The sequence below is a fragment of the Nocardiopsis dassonvillei subsp. dassonvillei DSM 43111 genome, from assembly GCF_000092985.1.
In the GTDB taxonomy this organism is placed as follows: Bacteria; Actinomycetota; Actinomycetes; order Streptosporangiales; family Streptosporangiaceae; genus Nocardiopsis; species Nocardiopsis dassonvillei.
Window position 1 is genome coordinate 1,869,985 of the sequence record NC_014210.1, and the last position, 18,702, is coordinate 1,888,686.

Here is an 18,702-nt window from a genome sequence, read left to right on the forward strand (position 1 = left end):
GGGAGGGGACCGCGGCGCGGGGCCGGGCTCGCGGCCGGGTCAGGCTGTTCGGGTCAGCGGCTGAGCCGCCGGAAGCGGCGCACGGCCAGCGGGGTGACCAGGAGCATGACGGCCACCGGCAGGGCCACGGCCACGAGCAGGGCGTTCTCCGCGGGCCAGGCGTCCGAGGGCAGGGACGGGTTGCCGAACAGGTCACGGGCGGCGGTGACCACCGCCGACAGCGGGTTCCACTCGGCGACCGGGGCCAGCCAGGAGGGCATGGCCTCGGACGGGACGAAGCTCGTCGAGAGCATGCTGAGCGGGAACGTCAGCGGGTAGACGATCATGCTCACGGAGTCGGCCGTGGGCAGCACCAGACCCAGCAGCACCCCGAGCCACACCAAGGCCAGCCTGAAGAGCAGCAGCACGCCGACGGCGGCCAGGGCTCCGGAGAGCCCCTCCCCGGCGCGCCAGCCCATCGCGAACCCGACCAGGAGCAGCAGGGCCACCTCCAGGCAGGCGCGCGCCATGTCCGCCAGGGCGCGGGCGCCGAGCAGGGCCGCGGGGGACATGGGCATGGACCGGAAGCGGCTCATCACGTCGCGGGCGGTGTCGCGGGCGATCCCGGAGGCGGTGCCGCCGATGCCGTAGAGCATGACCATCGCCAGCATCGCCGGGACCAGGAATTCGCGGTAGTTCTCCGTGCCCGGGGGCGCCATCACGTCACCGAACACGTAGCCGAACAGGAGCACCACCACCACCGGCATGGTGATCGCGATGGCCGGTTCGAAGGGGTCGCGGACCATGTGCCGGAAGTTGCGGCGGGTCAGCACCAGGGTGTCGGCCCCCGCCTTGCGCAGGCGCTGGGCCCGGGTGGGCCGGCGGGGCGGCAGGCTCCCGTGGGCCAGCGGGCGCGGGGCGGACGAGGGGGCGGTGGCGGCGGTCATCGGGACACCTCCTGAGGGGCTTGGCGGGCGCCGTCGTGGTCGGCGGCGGTCGTTCCGGTCAGGCCGAGGAAGACCTCGTCCAGGCTCGGGCGGCGGACGCCGATGTCCTCCACCCGCAGGCCGGAGCCGTCCAGGGCGCGCACGGCCCGGGTCAGCGCCTCCATGCGGTCCTCGGCCGGAACGCTGACGCGCTGCTCGTCGCGGTGCACGCTGGCCCGCGCGGACACGGCCGCGCCCAGGAGCCGCGCGGCGGTGTCCAGGTCGGCGGGGTCGCGCACGACCACGTCGAGGCGGTCGCCGCCCACCTGCGACTTGAGGGAGTCGGGGGTGCCCTCGGCGATGACGCGGCCGTGGTCGATGACGGCGACGGCGTCGGCGAGCTGGTCGGCCTCCTCCAGGTACTGGGTGGTGAGCAGCACGGTCGTTCCGGAGGCGGTCAGGGCGCGCACCGACTCCCAGACCTGGAGGCGGCTGCGGGGGTCCAGCCCGGTGGTGGGCTCGTCCAGGAACAGGACGCCGGGCTCCTGGATGAGGCTGACGGCCAGGTCCAGGCGGCGGCGCATCCCGCCGGAGTAACCGTCGGCGCGGCGGTCGGCGGCCCCGACGAGGTCGAAGCGCTCCAGCAGGGCACGGGCGCGCTCGTCGGCGCCCCGGGGGGTGAGGCCGTACAGGCGGCCGAACATGACGAGGTTCTCGCGCCCGGTGAGGAGTTCGTCGACCGAGGCGTACTGGCCGGTCAGGCCGATCTCGGCGCGCACGCGGTCGGCCTGGGCGAGCACGTCGTACCCGGCGACGCGGGCGTGCCCGGAGTCGGGGCGCAGCAGGGTGGCCAGGACACGCACGGCGGTGGTCTTGCCGGCGCCGTTGGGGCCGAGCAGGCCGAAGACGCTCCCGGCCCCGACGGTCAGGTCGAGGCCGTCCAGGGCGCGGGTGGCCCCGTAGCTCTTGCGCAACCCCTCGGCGCTGATGGCCGGGGTCGTGTGGGACATGGCGGTGTGCTCCATAAACTGTTTATGCCATACATGTATTGGTGTAAGTAATACACAGATCTAGGATGGTGTCAACGACGCAGTCGACGACGGGTGGGGTATGACGGCCGAGCACCAGGGGACGAGCCGGATGGAGCGCGATGTCGAGCTCCTGTGGGGACTGCGCCAGCCCGAATCGCGGAGGGGACCCAAGCCCCGGCTCAGCCGGGAGGCGGTGGTGGAGGCGGCGGTCGCCCTCGCCGACGCCGAGGGCCTGGAGGCCGTGTCCATGCAGCGGGTGGCCAAGGAGCTGGGCTACACCACGATGTCGCTGTACCGGTACGTGGACAGCAAGGAGGACATGCTCGTCCTCATGAGCGACGCGGCCATGGACGGCGATCCGCCCCCGCCGCGCGAGGACGTGGACTGGCGGACCGGCGTGGAGGAGTGGGTCCGCGGGTTGGTCGCGATGTACCGCCGCCACCCGTGGGCGGTCTACCTCTCCCTGAACGGGCCGCCCAGCGGACCCAACGGGTTGCGCTGGATGGAGTCGGGGCTGCGCGAGGTCTCCCGGTCCGGCCTGGACCTCGGCTGGTCGCTCCAGATGCTGACGATGCTGTCCGCCGTCCTGCGCGAGACGGTCCGCATCGAACTGGACATCAGCCGCGCGGCCCGGGCGGCGGGCGGCACGATGGCCGACACCGGGCGCGACTACAGCAGGGGGCTGCGCCGGGTCGTCACCGCGGAGGGGTTCCCCACCATCGACCGGCTGCTCCGGGAGGGGGTTCTGGAGGAGTCCCCGGACACCCCGCGGGAGGACGCGGGCGGACCCGCGGAGGACCTGGACTTCTCCATCCGCCGGATCCTGGACGGCATCGAGGTCTACGTGGAGCGCCAGCGCGCGCAGGAAAAGCCGGAAGGCCCCGCGGGCGCGGGGGAATGAGCGTCGGCGTCCACCCCGCCCCGGCTGCCCCGAGTCGAACGGCCCCGGGCGCGGGGGAGCGGCGGGACCGGCCACCGGGGGCGAAGGGGCCGCGAACGCGCGCGGGTGCTAGCTTCCTGTGCCGTGACAGAGCACCAGGAACAGACCAGGGCGGGCTACGACGGGGTCGTGGAGCTGTACGCGTCGATGTTCGCCGACCGGCTGGAGACGCAGCCGTTCTCGCGCAACATGATCGGTACCTTCGCCGAGCTGGTACGCGCGACGGGGAACCCGCGGGCGGCCGACGTCGGCTGCGGGCCCGGGCACCTGACGGCCATGCTGTGCGAGCTGGGGCTGGACGCCCGCGGGTTCGACCTCTCCCCGGGCATGGTCGAGCACGCCCGGCGGGCCCATTCGGCGCTGCGGTTCGACGAGGCGCGGATGGAGGCACTGCCGGTCGGGGACGGCGCGCTCGGCGGCGTGCTGGCCCACTACTCGATGATCCACACCCCGCCCGGGGAGCTGCCCGCGCTGCTCGCCGAGCAGGTGCGCGTCCTGGCGCCGGGGGGCCTGCTCCTGGCCTCGTTCTTCGCGACCGAGGGACCGGAGCCGGTCCGCTTCGACCACAGGGTGGCGCCCGCCTACAGCTGGCCGGTGGACCGGTTCGCGGAGCTGCTGACCGGGGCGGGGCTGGTGGTGTTCGCCCGGCTGCTCCACGACCCGGCCTCCGAGCGGGGCTTCCTGGACGCCCACGTGCTGGCGCGTCTGCCTTAGGGCGTCCGCCAGCAGGTGCCGGGCGTGTACCGGACGGAACCGTCGCCGGTGCGGCGCGCGTGCCTCTGACCCGCGTCCTGGCGAGGTCGGACCGTCGAACCTCGCTGTAAGTGCAAGACCGCAGTGAAAGGGGAGCGCGCCCCGGCCGCCGGGGCGCGCGCGGTACCGCAGTGCGCGGGCAGCGCGAAGCCGGCGGGGTGGGGACCCCCCTACTACCACGGTAGGCGCGCGCGGGCCGGGCCCACCAGGCCCTTCGCGCGCCTGTGGACGGCTACCGCACCACCACCAGGTGGTGCCGCGACAGCGCGGACACGACCTCCGCCGCCCGCTGGACCTCCGCGCCCGCGCGCTCGGCCAGTTCGGCCACGGTCAGCTCCCGGTGCTCGGCGAGCGCCTCCAGGACCGGTCCGACCACGGCCGGGAACCGGTACCGGCGCCCGCCCACCGTCACGGCCACCCTCTCGCCGTCGTGCGACAGCGGCGGCGGCAGGATCGGCACGAACTCCACCCGCGCGTGCGCGGGCGGCGTCCCCTCCTCCACCGGCCACGGCAGCGAGAACGAGGTCCGGCGCGGGAAGCGCGCGTCCCGCTCGGCCAGGAAGCCGTCCAGGTCCAGCTCCTCGGCCAGCTCCGCCATCCGGGCCGCCAGCGCCCTCTGGTGCTTGCGCCGCACGTCCGGGTCGGCGAAGCGCGGCAGGTCCCTGCGGAACACCTCCTCCTCGAACAGCCGCCGCACCAGCGCGTCCGCCCACTCCACCCCGGTCGCCCGGGTGAAGCCGAAGGTCAGGTGCATGCTCACCCCGCCGGTTCCGGTCACCGTGTGCCACCAGCCGCGCGGCACGTGGATGACCTGGCCCGGCCGCAGCACGCCCTCCCACACCAGGTGCAGCTCGCCGTCGGCGTCACGCGGCGGCGTGTGGGCGTGGTCCACGTCGTTCTTCATCGGGTACGGGCGCGACCCCGGGCCGTGCACCTGCCAGTGCTTGGTCCCCTCCACCTGGACGATCACCGTGTCGTGGTCGTCCCAGTGGGTGTCGAAGCCGCGCGAGCCGCCCCAGATCAGGTACAGGTTGGCCTGCGCGCGCTCGCGCACCAGCCGCATGAGGTCGTCGGCCGCCGCGCCCACCGGCGGGTGCATCCGGTCCACACTGTCCAGGACCAGGCTCGCCCCCTCCCGCAGCTCCCGGTACAGCGCCTCGGGCCGCACCACCCGCCGCGCGCTCCGCGAGGAGGTCGCCGCCTCGGTGTAGCGGTCGGCCGGGACCGGGGACCCGTCCCGGTGCAGGCGCAGTCTGGGCGGCTCGGGGGAGCACGTGGCCAGCAGGTCGTTGAGGTCGTCGAAGGTCAGCAGCGAACGCACCGCGTCCGCGCCCAGGTCGGCGAAGACGAACTCCTCGGACAGGCGCTCGGTGAGGGCCTCCCTTCCCACGACGTCGCTCAGGGTCCGGGTGAACAGGTGGCCGGGATCGGTCATGAGGGGGCGTCCTCTCCGTGCACGGGGGCTGGGCCCCGCCCGACCCGGGGGGACCGGGCCGGGCGGGACGCGATCAGATGAAGTCGGAACTGGAGTCGGTGCCGTCGCTGTCGCCACCCGCGGTGATGTCGCGGGAGGTCACCTCGGCCAGGTCCTCGGTCTCGACCTCGATCGGGTCCATACGCACCACACCTCGCTTTCTGTGTGCCGTTTCTCTTGCCAGGGCCGCCTTCCGCGCTCAGCGCGGCGACAGCCCCGTCCGGTGGGCCGCGAACGCGTGCGCGTCGGCGGCCAGTCCCACCGCCCGGCTGACCGCGCGCGGGCCGTGGCCCACGTCGCGTTCGTACCGGAGCAGGACGGGCGGGCGCCCCTCCTCCCGCGCGGCCGCCGCCAGCAGCGCCGCGCACATCTTGCGCGGGTGGGCGGCGTCGGTGCGGGTGTCACCGTGGAAGCCGGTGAGCAGGACGCTGGGGAAGCGCCGTCCCGGCCCGTCCCCGGCGCCCTCCAGCGCCCGGTGGTAGGGGGAGTAGGACATCAGGGCGGCGAAGTCGTCGGGGTCGGCGGCGGTGCCGAACTCGCGGGTCCACATCCGGCCCAGGCCCATCCGCTCGAACCGGGCCATGTCCGCCAGCGGCGCGGAGGCGATCACCGCCCCGCACAGGTCCGGGCGCGCGGTCGCGGCGGCCAGGACGAGCAGCCCGCCCGCCGAGCCGCCCGACAGGCACAGCTGTTCGCGGGTGCACATCCCCGCTCCGACCAGGGCCGCCGCCGCGGCCACCAGGTCCTCCACGGCGCGCGGCTTGTCGCGGCCCGAACCGGCCAGGTGCCAGTCGCGGCCCGCGTCCCCGCCGCCGCGCACGTGGGCGACGGCGTACCGGCCGCCCGAGAGCAGCCAGGCCAGCACGGTCGCGCTGAACCCGAACTGGCGCGGGCGCCCGAAGCCGCCGTAGGCGTGCAGGAGGGTCGGCTCGGGGATCAGCCCGCTGCCGGGCGCGGCGTGGTCGCCGCCCGCGGCGGTGAACACGGTCACCGGTACCCGCGTGCCGTCCGCGGAGCGGCACCAGACCACCGAGCGCTCCACGTCCGGGGAGGGCGGGGCCCCGGCGGCGCCGGGCGGCCAGGGGCGCGGGGTGCGCTCCCCGGGGGCCAGTCGCAGGACCCGCTGCTGGGTGGCCACGTCCGCGTACCCCAGGTACACCGACCCGTCGGGCGCCGTCTCCGGCGCGGAGACCATCCCCTCCCCGGGCAGGTCCACCGTGTACAGGAGCCCGCCGGTGCGGGTGTCGTGGACGGCCGCGGCGCTGATCCCCAGGCGGGTGCGCGCGACGAACAGGGCGGTGCCGCCCTCGGGTCCGGCGGGGCAGGGCGCGAAGGCGTCCAGGGTCGCCCCGTCCTCCTCGGACACCACCTCGCGCCAGTGCCCCACCCCCGGCTCCTCGGGGGAGACCGCGCAGATCCGCCGCCAGGGCGCGCCCAGGGTGGTGCGCAGGTACAGGAGGCCGTCCGGACCCAGCCGGGCCTCGGTCTCGGCCTCCTCGCCCACCTGGACGGGCCGCAGCGGGGGCCGCTCGGGGAGGTCGGCCGGGCCGGTCTCACAGGTCGGGGCGCTCGGGTCGGCCGGAGCCGCGGGTCGGGGCGGGCCGGTCAGGTCGGCCAACCACAGGTCGGTGCGGTGCCCGGTGCCGTGGCTCTCGGACACCAGCAGCCACCGGCTCCCCAGGACGCGCACCCCGGGCACGGTTCCGGACGCCGCGCAGGCGTGGACCAGCGTCTCGGTGCCGTCGAGGACCCGGCGCAGCCACACGCCGCGCACGCCCCTGGCGCCGTCGCGGCGCACGTAGTAGAAGGCGGGGACGCCCCGGGGCGCCCAGGCCACATGGGAGTAGCGCACTCCGGGCACGGCGGGGCCCACCGGCTCCCCGCTGGCCGTGTCGATCACTCGCAGGGCACCGCGCTCCACGCCCCCCGACGAGGTCTGCACGGCGACCAGCCCCCCGTCGGGGGAGGGTTCCCAGGCGTCCAGGGTGGTGTGTCCGGCGGGGTCCTCGGCCACGGGGTCGTAGACGGTGCGCGGCGGGCCGTCCCCGCTCAGGACCACCAGGCGGGGGTGCTCGCCTCCGGCCGGGCGCACGGTGGCGAACACCGCGCCGGGCCGGTGCACCGGCGGGCTCCACAGGTCGGTGTCCACCAGGGAGCGGATGAGCCCGGCCAGGCGGTCGCGCAGGGGCCAGGTGAGCGCCTCGGCAGCGTACTCGCGGCCCCGCTCCTCCAGCCAGCGCAGTGTCCGGGGGGAGTCGGCGGACTCCAGCCACCGGTAGGGGTCGGGCACGGGTCGGCCGTGCAGGACGTCGACGGCGGGCTCGGGCTCGGGCGCGGACTCGGTGACGAGAGCGGCTCCGGGGGCTCGGTTGGACACCACACAATCGTTGGGGTGCGCTCATCCGGGGGTCAAGAAACAGATGCCTTGCCCGCAGGTGCGCGACTGTGTCCTCGGAGCAAGGTTTGCCCCGGTACGGACTGGATAAGGTCCGCGCCCCGCCGGGCCCGTTCCCGCGGGTGCGCGACGGTGGTCGAGATCACCTGCCCCACCTGTCCTGCCCGCCTCACCTGCCCCGCCGGTCGCGCGGGTGCGTTCCACCGCGCCCTCGGGGACCCCGCGCACGGGTGCGCCCCGCCGGGCCCCTCCCGGAGGAGGGGAAGAGGGCCCGGCGGGGCGCTGGGGGAGGGGCTCAGACGTTGTCGGGGTGGCCGATGGCCAGGCCGCTCTGTGGGTCGAAGAAGTGCAGCTGGCTCACGTCCACCGACAGGCTGACCGGCTGACCCGGGCGCACGCTGCTGCGGGGGCTGACCCGGGCGGTGAACAGCGAGGTGTTGCCGCCCAGCGGCAGGCCGTCGCCCTCACCCTCCTCACCCGCGGCGTCCTTGGCCAGGGCGGCGGCGTCCTCGTGGCGCACCGGCGGGGCGTCCACGGTGAAGATCACGTTGATCTCCGTGCCCAGCTCCTCGGTCACGCTCGCCTTGACCTGGATCTGCGGGTCGCCGTTGCCGTCCAGGTCGGCGTCGTTGAAGTCCGAGGGGCGGATGCCCAGGATGAGGCTGCGGCCCAGGTAGTCGCGCAGGCCCTGGCGCGCCTCCAGGACGCTCGCCGGGACCGGCAGCTTGTGCTCGGCGAAGGTGAGCACCGCGCCGTCGCCCTCGGCGACCAGCTCGGCGTCGACGAAGTTCATCGCCGGGGAGCCGATGAACCCGGCCACGAACAGGTTGACGGGGGCGTCGAACAGGCGCTTGGGGGTGTCCACCTGCTGGAGGCGCCCGTCGCGCATCACCGCGACCCGGTCGCCCAGGGTCATGGCCTCGATCTGGTCGTGGGTGACGTAGATGGTGGTGACGCCCAGGCGCTCGTGGAGCTGGTTGAGGGAGGCGCGCATCTGCACGCGCAGCTTGGCGTCCAGGTTGGACAGCGGCTCGTCCATGAGGAACGCGCGCGGCTCGCGCACGATCGCGCGGCCCATGGCCACACGCTGGCGCTGACCGCCGGAGAGGGCGCCCGGCTTGCGCTTGAGGTAGGTCTCCAGGCCCAGCATCTCGGCCGCCTCCTTGACACGGCGCGCGATCTCGGGCTTGGCCACCTTGCGCAGCTTGAGGCCGAAGGCCAGGTTCTGCTCGACGGTCATGTGGGGGTAGAGCGCGTAGTTCTGGAAGACCATCGCGATGTCGCGGTCCTTGGGCGGGCGGTCGTTGACGATCTCGTCGCCGATGACCAGCGTGCCGCCCGTGATCTCCTCCAGGCCCGCGATCATGCGCAGCGCGGTGGACTTGCCGCAGCCGGAGGGGCCGACGAGCACCATGAACTCGCCGTCCTCGATCTTCAGGTTCAGGTTGTCGACGGCCTTGACGTCGCCGCCGTAGATCTTGTCAACGCCATCGAGGACGATCTCCGCCATGGTTGTCAGCTCCCGGGCCGGGGTCGAGATGTGGGGTGACGCGGATCATCGGGGCGTCCGCGCCGCCGACCTGGAACTTTCGCAATTGATCGAACCAGGCCGTTGTGCTGATCACATCAGACATGATCCTGATCGAAAAGTCCATACTTGAGTCGATGTCGATCCGATTGCGGTCAGACACAAACCCCGTCCGCCCAGCTGGCGTGGCGGCCCCAGGTGCGTTAGCCTGTCCGACGGTTCCTTCCTTTCTCCCCTCCACGCCCTCGGGGCGGCGGCCACGACACGGCAGCCGGGTTGAGGCATCGGGTCGGGGAGTCTGGGTAACCTAACGACCAGTCCAGCACTGGACGGACCGGTTGTGCGGCCCCCACTCGTCCGATCGGACGCTGCATCACGCGCCAGGTGCAGCTGGGATCGGGTGAGGGGTGGAGTACCGCGACCGGGCGGGGGGTTGGACCCGGAAAAGGCCCGAACATCCAGTAGACAACGGTCTTCCGAGCTCGCCGCCGACGGGACGGAGCCGGTCCGAAGGGTGGCTCGGGCCTTTTCCGCGTCCCCCCATATGCTGACCGCGAGCACCTCTCACCAGCAAGCGGAAAGCGAGCACCCCACGTGGTTGCCGAGCACACCGAGCAGGGCAGCGCCCACGGCTCCGACAGACCCTCGCCGGAACCGGCGGGGCGGGAGCGGACGGCGAACCCGGCACGCTCCTTCGCCTCCGCCTTCGCGCCGGGGCACCGCTGGGGACACCGCGATCTGCTGTGGCGGGTGCTCGCCGCGGTCGGATCCGGTCTGGCCCAGCTCTTCGCGCTGCCGCCCTACGGCCTGTGGTGGCTGGGCCCGCTCAGCGCCGCGCTGCTCGCCCTCGCCGTGGCGGGGGCCCGGACGCGCCGCGCGGCCTGGCTCGGCGCCCTGTCCGGGGCCACGCTCATGGTGCCGCTGGTGCACTGGCAGGACATCTTCGGTATCGACGTGTGGCTGCTCATCGCCGGAGCCGAGACCGTCTACTTCCTGCCCATGGCGATGGGCCTGGCGTTGGCCATGCGCCTGCCCGGCTGGCCGCTGTGGACCGCGGCCCTGTGGGTGGCCCAGGAGGCCGTGCGCGCCCGCTGGCCGCTGGGCGGCTTCCCCTGGGGCAAGCTCGCCTTCGCCCAGCCCGACACGCCCTTCGTCGGCTACGCCGCCCTCGGCTCCTCCGCCCTGGTGACCTTCGCGGTCGCCCTCACCGGCGGCCTGCTGCTGTGGAGCGCGCTGCGCCTGGCGGGCGCCCGTCGGACCGGACACGGTGATCAGGACGACCGAAACGATCGCAACGCCGCGCACGAGGCGGGCACGGGCCGGGGAGGCCCCGCCCGCACGGGCGGCCCGCTGCGGACCGGCTGGGTCCCGGCCGTCCTCGGGCTGGCCGCCGGAGCGGCCGTCGTCGCCGGCGGCGCCCTGGCCCCCGCGATCGGCCGCCCCGACGTCTCGCACACCGTCACCGTCGGCATGGTCCAGGGCAACGTCCCCAACGTCGGACAGATGTCCGTCGCGGGCGAGCGCATGCAGGTCCTCAACAACCACGCCGACGGGGTCCACGAGCTCGCCGACGCCGTCCGCGCGGGGGAGTACCGCCAGCCGGACATGGTGCTGCTGCCGGAGAACGCCAGCGACATCGACCCCTTCCGCGACCCCCAGGCGCGCGAGACCATCGACGCCGCCGCGGCCGACGCGGGCGTCCCCCTGCTGTGGGGCATGAGCCGCTTCAACGACGACGGCACCCGCTACGTCAGCAGCGTGGTCTGGGACCCCCGGAGCGGGCCGGGCGAGATCTACGACAAGCGCTACCTCGTCCCGTTCGGCGAGTACGTCCCCTTCCGCGACTTCTTCACGCGGTTCGTGGCCCGTCTCCAGCAGGTCAGCTCCGACGCCGTCCCCGGCACCGAGCCCGGCGCCCTGGACGTGGGCGGCACCACCCTGGCCGTGGGCATCTGCTTCGACGTGGCCTTCGACCTGCCGGTGCGCGAGTCCGTCGCCGCGGGCGGGCAGGTCATCGTGATCCCCACCAACAACGCCAACTACAACTTCACCGGCCAGACCAACCAGCAGCTGGCCATCACCCAGCTGCGCGCTGTCGAGCACGGCCGCCCGGCGGTGGTCGTCTCCACCAGCGGCGTCAGCGCCGTGGTCAACCCCGACGGGAGCCTGGCCTACAGCTCGCCCGAGGCGGTGCCCGACATCCACGTGGCCGAGCTGGAGGCGATGGAGGGCACCACCGTCGCCACCCGCCTCGGCGCCGCGCCGGAGGCGCTCCTGAGCGCCCTGGGGCTGGGAGCGGTGGTCGTGGCGGTGGTCCTGGGCCGCCGTCGCCGCGCCTGAGGGGGACACGCCCGCGCCGCGCCCGGCAGGCACGGGGCCGGCGGAAGGGCTCTGCGCGGGCGCGTGCGGACGCCGAGGACGGCGCATCTGAGGGGCGTTCGCGCGGACGCCCGGCCGGGAAGCACGTGCACGGGGAACCCCGGCGCCCGCGCGCGCGTTCTCTCCTGTAGGGGGAGCTCCCGCCGACGACCCGGAGGATGGTTACGCATGCCGCTGCTGACAGTGCTGGCGCTGATGGCGCTGCCCTTCCTGGAAGTGTGGCTGATGATCGCCGTCGGCGGCTGGATCGGCGTCCCGTGGACGCTGGCCGCGCTGGTCTCGCTGATGGTCCTGGGCGTGGCCGTGCTGCGCCGGGCCGGGACCAGGGCCTTCCGGGACGCGGACCAGGCCATGCGCTCGGGCGAGCAGCCGCGCGGGGGCCTGCTCGACCCGCTCATGCTGATGGCGGGCGGCATCCTGCTCGTGATCCCCGGGTTCATCACCGCCGTGCTCGGCCTGCTGATGGTCCTGCCCTTCACCCGGCCCGTCCTGCGCTGGGCCTTCGCCTCGTGGGCGCGGCGCCGCGTGCGCGGGATGCAGGAGCGGATGAACGAGGAGTTCGTCGTCCGCGGGTCCACCGCCCCCGGCCCGGGGGCGGGTCCGGCCGCGGGGCCGTTCGGTCCCGGCCAGAGCCCGTTCGGCCCCCGCAGCGACGGGGACGCCGCCCCGCAGAACCGCGGCCGCGTCATCCAGGGCCGGTTCGAGCCCCGCGACGACGACAAGGACTGACGACGCCCACCGCGCTGACGGTCCTCACGAGCCGACAGCGCTCACCGCGCCGACGGCCCCGCCCGCGCTCAGCGCGGGCGCGGCCGTCGACGGGCTGGGGGGAAAGCGCTGGTGTCAGTCCCGGCCGTGGAAGCGGGCCTGGAGCGACCGCACCCGCGTGACCAGGGAGTCCACCGGCCCCTCCACCGCGATTCCGGGCACGATCTCGCCGACCGGCAGGGGCCGTACCGGCGCCGGGGGCACGCCCCACTCCTCCAGCCACGAGACGAGCTGCGCCGAGGAGCTCGCGTACACGATCCGGCCCAGCCCCGCCCAGCCGTGGGCGGCCGAGCACATGGGGCAGTGCTCCCCGGAGGTGTAGACGGTCGCCGCCGCCCGCTCGCCGGGGCTCACGCGGGTGGTCGTCCACCGGGCGATGGCGAACTCCGGATGCTGCGTCGGGTCGCCGCCGGCGACGCGGTTGCGGTCCTCGAAGAGCACCGCCCCCTCCCCGGACACCAGCACCGAGCCGAAGGGCTCGTCACCCGCCTCCAGGGACTCCTCGGCCAGATCGACCGCGCGCCGCAGGTGGCGCATGTCGGTTTCGCTCAGCATGTCCTGCCTCTCTCCCTCTCCAGGCCCCGCCGTGGACCCCGAGCGGACTGCCCCCGCGCGACCGGGCCTTCCGGGGCCGTACTCCGGGGACCGCGCCTTCCAGGTCCGTGCTTTCCAGGATGGGGCCTCCCCCGGCCGCGCCCCGCAACCGGGTCCCGGAGCGAAGACCGGTGTCACCCCGCCCTGCGCACGCGCTCTCACCGGGGCGGGGCGCCGGGGGGACCGGGGTGCCTGTACCCGGTCCCTCCGCCTCCCGGAGAACCGCTGTCACACCGGCTCCGGGGTGCGCTCCTCGGCCTCGCGCTCGTCCTCCCCCTCCGCCGCACGCGCCTCCGAGCGGGCCACCATCCGGTCGTCCACCACCCGGATCACCGTGATCACCACGATCGCCACACCGGCCACGGCCAGACCGGTCAGCACCTTGGTCGGGTCGCTCACGTCCAGGTCGAAGAACCACTGCCCCAGCGGTGTCACCATCGCCAGCGTCAACAGGCCCACCATGGAGCCCACCATCAGCACCTTCCACCACACGTACGGCTTGGCCACCAGCAGCAGCACCCACAGCGTCGTCGCGCACAGCGTGATGACCACCGCGGTCCGGTCGGCCGGGTCGGGCACCGTCCGGCCGCCCAGCACCAGCAGGTAGGTCGTCACCGCGGCGAAGCCCGCCACCATGCCCGAGGGGATCGCCAGCCGCAGCGTCCGCATCACGAACCCCGGACGGGCGATGTCGGTGTTGGGCGCCAGCGCCAGGAAGAACGACGGGATACCGAACGTCACCGCGTTGATGAGCGTCGCGTGGCGCGGGAAGAAGGGGTAGGCCACCGCCAGCAGGCCCACGATGATCGCCAGCGTCATCGTGTACACGGTCTTGGTCAGGAACAGGTTGGCCACCCGCTCGATGTTGCCGATGACCCGTCGGCCCTCGGCCACCACGCGCGGCAGCACCGCGAACCGGTTGTCCAGCAGCACCAGCTGGGCCACCGACCGCGACGCCGGGCTCCCCGAGCCCATCGCCACGCCGATGTCGGCCTCCTTCAGCGCCAGCACGTCGTTGACGCCGTCACCGGTCATCGCCACCGTGTGCCCGCGTTCGCGCAGGCCCCTGACCATGTCGCGCTTGCGCTCGGGCGTCACCCGGCCGAAGGCCGAGCGCCGCTCCACCTCGCGGGCCAGCTCGTCGCCGTCCTCCGACAGCGCCCGCGCGTCCACCGGCTGGTCCGCGCCCGGCAGCCCCAGCTCACGGCCCACCGCGCCCACCGACGCCGCGTGGTCGCCCGAGACGATCTTGACGTCCACACCCTGGTCCTCGAAGTAGTCCAGGGTCGGACCGGCGTCCTCGCGCAGCCTCTGGTCCAGCACCACCAGGGCCGCCGGCAGCACGGTCCCGGGGGCCTCGTCGGAGTCCACCCGCGCCGACGCGCGGGCCAGCAGCAGCACCCGGTGGCCCTGCGCGCCCAGCCGGGCCGCCTCGGCCGCCGCCGGGTCCCGCGGGGAGACCAGCACGTCGGCCGCGCCCAGCACCCAGTGCTCCTCGCCGCCGGAGGCCAGGAAGCTGGCCCCGCTCCACTTGCGGGCGGACGAGAACGGCGCCAGCGCCGTGACCGTCCAGTCGGGAGCCGTCTGGCCCGCGGCCTCGCACCCGCGCGCGATCGCCGCCATGCTCGCGTTGTGGTCGGGGTCGCTGGCCGCCAGCGCAGCCAGCACGAGCGAGGGGGAGTCCTCCCCGCCGTGCCCGCCCAGGTCGCGGATCCCGGCCAGCTTCATGCCCGCCTCGGTCAGCGTGCCCGTCTTGTCGGTGCACACCACGTCCACACGGGCCAGGCCCTCGATCGCGGGCAGCTCCTGCACCAGGCACTTGTGCCTCCCCAGCCGGATCACCCCGACCGCGAACGCGATGCTGGTGAGCAGGACCAGGCCCTCGGGGATCATCGACACCAGGGCCGCGACCATGCTGCGCAGGGCGTCCGCCAGCGGGCCGGAGATCTGGCCGCCCGACGTCGACTCCTCCAGGCCCACGTGCCCGCCCAGGACCAGTTGGCTGTAGATCAGCAGGGCGCCGATCGGGAACAGCGCGTAGGTGATCCAGGTCAGGATGCGGTTGATGCCCGACCGCAGCTCCGAGTGCACCAGTGAGAAGCGGCTCGCCTCCTCGGCCAGCCGCGCCGCGTAGGCGTGCCGCCCCACCTTGGTGGCCCGGAACCGGCCGGTGCCCGCCACCACGAAGCTGCCCGACATCACCGTGTCCCCGGGCCGCTTGACCACCGGGTCGGCCTCGCCGGTCAGCAGCGACTCGTCGACCTCCAGCCCCCCGGCCCAGGTGACGGTGCCGTCGACCACGATCTGGTCGCCCACGCCCACTTCCAGGACCTCGTCCAGGACGATCTCCTGCGTGGCCACGTGCACGGTGGCGCCGTCGCGCACCACCCGGGGCCGGGCGGCGTTGACGATGGCGAGCTTGTCCAGGGTGCGCTTGGCCCGCAGCTCCTGGACGATGCCGATCAGCGTGTTGAAGAGGATGACCATCGCGAACAGCCCGTCCTGCACCGGGCCGATCACCGCGATGATCGAGAACAGCACCGCGACCATGGCGTTGATCCGGGTGAACACGTTGCCGCGGATGATCTGGCCGACCGTGCGGCTCGCGCGCACCGGCACGTCGTTGGTCCGCCCCGCCGAGACCCGCTCGGCGACCTGCTGGCTGCTCAGCCCCGTCTCGGGCGGAGGGCCCGCCGGGCCGCTGGGGCCTGCGGGGGCGGGCTCGGCGGAGGCCCCGGCGGGGGCTCCGGCCGTCTCGGGGGCGCCGCCGCCCGCCTGTGGTCCGGGGACGGCGGAAGCCGCGTCCCGCGGCCTGTCCGCGGTGCTGTCCGCACCGCCGTCGGTCCGGTCGGGTTGCTCGGGCACGCACTACTCCTGTGTGGTCCGGGAAACGAGACGGGCGGGAGGCGCCTTGGACGCGGCATCCGCCCCGCACACGCGAAGGGGGAGGGAGACTACAGACTAGAAGACTCCCGGGCCGGGAACAGGCACACCGTCCCCCGGACCCGGGGTGGTGCCCGCACCACCCCGGGCCCGCGCGGAGCACCACCGGGGGCACCCTCCGGGTACGGTTGCGTCTACCTCCTGTCCACATCCCCGTTCCGCCCGCACCGTCGCGGGGACCGCACCACACCGGGGACCCACAGCAAAGGTCACAAGGTCGTCATGTGCACTGTCATCGTCGGCTTCGACCCCGGCGCGGACACGCCCCTGGTCATCGCCGCGCTCAGGGACGAGATGTCCTCCCGGCCCTGGGACGGGCCCGCCCGGCACTGGCCCGACCGGCCCGACCTCGTCGGCGGCCGGGACCGCCTCGCGGGCGGCACCTGGCTGGCGGTGGACCCCACGGGCCCGCGCACGGCGGCCCTGCTCAACGGCTGGCCCTGGGACGGGCGCATGCCCTGGGAGGGCACCTACCCGGCCAGCCGGGGCGAACTGCCGCTGCGCGCCCTCGCGCAGGCGGGCAGGAACCCGGGCCGCGACCCTCTGCACGGCGACGACCCCACCCTCTACGCGCCCTTCCACCTGCTGGACGCCGACGCCCGCCGGGCCGGACTGCACAGCTGGGACGGCCGGTGCCTGGACACCCGTCCGCTTCCGGTCGGCGTGAGCATGGTGGTCAACACCGGACTGAACCCGGACGATCCGCGCGCCGCCCGCCACACGCCCGAGTTCGCGCGCACCCGGCCCGATCCGGCCGACCTGTCCCGGGCGAAGGGGGTGGAGGAGATCTGGGGGGAGTGGCCGCGCCTGGTCAACGAGGCCGCCAACTCCGCGCCCCGCTCGGCGGGCCCCGACGAGTCCGGCGACCCGACGGGCCTGGTCGCCCGCGCCGACCTCGGCGGGGGCAGGACGTGGGAGACCGGGTCGGTGACCCTGCTCGCCATGGACCGCGAGACCGTGCGCTACGCCTTCACCGACGCCCCGGCCGATCCCGGGGCGTGGCGGATGGTCGACACCTCGGCCCCCCGGTTCTGAGACACGGGGGCCGAAGGCGCCGCCGGCCGCCCGAGCAGTGGCGGGCGGCGGGGCGCCGCCCGCCGGAGGGGTCGGCGGGCGGCACGGGGTAGGGGTCAGCCGTTCAGGCTCCAGCGCTGGACGGCGCTGCCGTCGCAGTCGGCGATCACCATCCGGGTGCCGTCGCTCTGCGCCCGGCCCTGGGGTTGCAGGCAGCGGCCCGACTGCGGGTTGCGCAGGGCCTGCGTCCCGCTGTCGTGGGTCCACCGCTGCGCGCCGGTCCCGTTGCAGGTCCACAGCTGTACGGGGGTGCCCGCGGCGGTGGCGCCGCCCGCCACGTCCAGGCACTTGTTGAACGCCCGGAACGTGCCGTCGGAGCCCTCGGTCCACTGCTGGGCCTGGTTGCCGTTGCAGTGCGCCAGCTGGATCGGGGTGCCGTCGCCCGTCTGGGCCCCGGCGACGTCGAGGCAGATGCCGTTGGAGGCGGTGATCGTCCCGGTGCCGCCGCCGGGGCCGCCGCCGTCCGAGTAGATCCGGACGTAGTCCACGAGCATCTGCTGGGGGAACTGGGTGGTGCCGTCGGGGTAGCCGGGCCAGTTACCGCCCACGGCGATGTTGAGGATCATGAAGAAGGGCTGGTCGTAGACCCAGGGGTTTCCGCGCGTGTCGGCCGGGGTGTAGGTCTGGTAGGCGTTGCCGTCCACGGACCAGGTGATGGAGCCGGGGCTCCAGTCGACGGCGAAGGTGTGGAAGTCGTCGGCGAAGGACCAGCCCTGCGGGTGCATGTAGGAGCCGGTCAGGGGGTTGCCCCCGGAGTAGCCGGGGCCGTGGAGGGTGCCGTGGACCAGGTGGGGTTCGCGGCCGATGTTCTCCATGATGTCGATCTCGCCGGAGTCGGGCCAGGGGGTGTCGGGGAAGTCGGCGCCGAGCATCCAGAAGGCGGGCCAGATGCCCTGGCCGCGGGGGATCTTGATGCGGGCCTCGATGCGGCCGTAGGCGTGTTCGACCTTGTTCTGGGTGGTCATGCGGGCGGAGGTGTAGCCGCCGTTGGCTCCCCTGCGTGCGGTGATGACGAGGTTGCCGTTGCCGTCGAGGGCGGAGTTGGCGCGGCTGCTGGTGTAGTTCTGGAGTTCGTTGTTGCCCCAGCCGTGGGCGCCGGTCTCGTGGTTCCAGTTGGCGGGGTTGGGGGCGCTTCCGGCGGCGCCGTTGAACTCGTCGGACCACACCAGGGCCGCCGCCTGGGCGGCTTCGGCGGACGCCGGGGCCGCCGTGTCCTCGGGGACGGGGGCGGCCGAGGCGGCCCCGACCGGGATCACGAGCGCGGCTGCGGTGAGGAAGGACAGGGCCGCGGAGGCGAGGGACCTGCGGGGCCGGTGCGCGATGCGCATGGGTTACTCCGGGGGGAAGCCCCGCCGCGGCGGGGCGGTGACGGGCGGAGTCGGCCCGGTGCACGGCGGGCGTGCGCGGGACCAGGTGGGCGACTGCGCGCAGTCGCCGTGTTACGCAACGAATCTAATCGGTAAGTTACTGTACGTTTAGTTTTCCTTCGGCACAAGGGGGGTGCGCGGGGCAGGAGCGTGGGGATGACAGCGGCTCCTGGCGCGAACCGCTCGGTCGGGTGTGGAACCGCCCGCGCTCGGGCGGACGGCGGCTGGCCGGGAGGCCGGTCGGCGGGCGCGGGCGGCGGGGGCAACGGGGCAGGTTCTGTCGGGCGCGGTCGGGTCCTGATTCCGAAGACGGACATGGGTGGCTTTGATGCGCCAACTCTGTGCATTCCGGACGGAACAACGGGTAGGGGACAGGAACACCGTGGGCGCTCCCTCCCCGATTCCCCGTTGACCTGGGGTGGAGCGAAAGGATTCCGAAACCGCGCTGGAGGCGGGCTACGGGACCGTGTTCACGGTGAACCCGGGGCGCGGAGGCAGCGTCACACCGTGACCCGGGCTGCCCCACAACCGCCGACCCACCCCCGAAGGAC

The 18,702-nt window shown here is 74.2% G+C and carries 13 protein-coding genes; 5 read left to right on the forward strand and 8 right to left on the reverse strand.

Annotated features, from left to right (window positions below; translation table 11 throughout):
• Window positions 1-53: 53 nt before the first annotated feature.
• Together NDAS_RS07585 and NDAS_RS07590 are read right to left on the reverse strand one after the other, a co-directional pair.
• Window positions 54-926: an ABC transporter permease gene (locus NDAS_RS07585; protein ID WP_013152561.1), complete on the reverse strand. Its 873-nt coding sequence runs from the start codon at window positions 924-926 to the stop codon at window positions 54-56.
• Window positions 923-1,915, reverse strand: a complete 993-nt coding sequence (locus NDAS_RS07590; RefSeq protein WP_013152562.1) for an ATP-binding cassette domain-containing protein — start codon at window positions 1,913-1,915, stop codon at window positions 923-925. The genes NDAS_RS07585 and NDAS_RS07590 overlap by 4 nt, the downstream gene beginning before the upstream one ends.
• 100 nt (window positions 1,916-2,015) lie before the next feature.
• Here NDAS_RS07590 and NDAS_RS07595 point away from each other — a divergent pair, with 100 nt between their 5' ends.
• Both NDAS_RS07595 and NDAS_RS07600 read left to right on the forward strand, forming a co-directional pair.
• Entirely contained in the window at window positions 2,016-2,837 is an 822-nt protein-coding gene (locus NDAS_RS07595) for a TetR/AcrR family transcriptional regulator (protein ID WP_041552535.1), read from the forward strand.
• Between the two features lie 123 nt (window positions 2,838-2,960).
• Entirely contained in the window at window positions 2,961-3,590 is a 630-nt protein-coding gene (locus tag NDAS_RS07600) for a class I SAM-dependent methyltransferase (protein WP_013152564.1), read from the forward strand.
• Between the two features lie 271 nt (window positions 3,591-3,861).
• Here the strand turns inward: NDAS_RS07600 and NDAS_RS07605 are convergent, their stop codons facing one another.
• From NDAS_RS07605 to NDAS_RS07615, 3 genes are all read right to left on the reverse strand, one after another.
• Entirely contained in the window at window positions 3,862-5,064 is a 1,203-nt protein-coding gene (locus tag NDAS_RS07605) for a JmjC domain-containing protein (RefSeq protein ID WP_013152565.1), read from the reverse strand.
• A 238-nt stretch (window positions 5,065-5,302) separates the two neighbouring features.
• On the reverse strand, window positions 5,303-7,483 hold the full coding sequence (locus tag NDAS_RS07610; RefSeq protein WP_013152567.1) for a prolyl oligopeptidase family serine peptidase: 2,181 nt from the start codon (window positions 7,481-7,483) through the stop codon (window positions 5,303-5,305).
• Between the two features lie 310 nt (window positions 7,484-7,793).
• A complete protein-coding gene (locus NDAS_RS07615) occupies window positions 7,794-9,008 on the reverse strand; it encodes an ABC transporter ATP-binding protein (protein WP_013152568.1) in 1,215 nt (404 codons plus the stop codon).
• 612 nt (window positions 9,009-9,620) lie between these two features.
• On the opposite strand from NDAS_RS07615, the gene lnt reads away from it, so the two are divergent.
• Both lnt and NDAS_RS07625 read left to right on the forward strand, forming a co-directional pair.
• Window positions 9,621-11,366, forward strand: coding sequence for an apolipoprotein N-acyltransferase (lnt, locus tag NDAS_RS07620; RefSeq protein WP_013152569.1), 1,746 nt, complete (start codon window positions 9,621-9,623; stop codon window positions 11,364-11,366).
• Window positions 11,367-11,573: 207 nt separating this feature from the next.
• Window positions 11,574-12,134: an FxsA family protein gene (locus tag NDAS_RS07625; RefSeq protein ID WP_013152570.1), complete on the forward strand. Its 561-nt coding sequence runs from the start codon at window positions 11,574-11,576 to the stop codon at window positions 12,132-12,134.
• Between the two features lie 114 nt (window positions 12,135-12,248).
• On the opposite strand, the gene NDAS_RS07630 is transcribed toward NDAS_RS07625, so the two are convergent.
• Both NDAS_RS07630 and NDAS_RS07635 read right to left on the reverse strand, forming a co-directional pair.
• On the reverse strand, window positions 12,249-12,728 hold the full coding sequence (locus NDAS_RS07630; RefSeq protein WP_013152571.1) for a nucleoside deaminase: 480 nt from the start codon (window positions 12,726-12,728) through the stop codon (window positions 12,249-12,251).
• Window positions 12,729-12,995: 267 nt separating this feature from the next.
• The gene (locus tag NDAS_RS07635) at window positions 12,996-15,632 is read right to left on the reverse strand and encodes an HAD-IC family P-type ATPase (RefSeq protein WP_013152572.1); all 2,637 of its coding nucleotides are present in this window, start codon (window positions 15,630-15,632) and stop codon (window positions 12,996-12,998) included.
• Window positions 15,633-15,932: 300 nt separating this feature from the next.
• On the opposite strand from NDAS_RS07635, the gene NDAS_RS07640 reads away from it, so the two are divergent.
• A complete protein-coding gene (locus tag NDAS_RS07640) occupies window positions 15,933-16,745 on the forward strand; it encodes an NRDE family protein (protein ID WP_013152573.1) in 813 nt (270 codons plus the stop codon).
• A 95-nt stretch (window positions 16,746-16,840) separates the two neighbouring features.
• Here NDAS_RS07640 and NDAS_RS07645 read toward each other — a convergent pair whose 3' ends face one another.
• Complete coding sequence (locus tag NDAS_RS07645; protein WP_013152574.1) at window positions 16,841-18,112, reverse strand: family 16 glycosylhydrolase; 1,272 nt, start codon at window positions 18,110-18,112, stop codon at window positions 16,841-16,843.
• Between the last annotated feature and the right edge of the window lie 590 nt (window positions 18,113-18,702).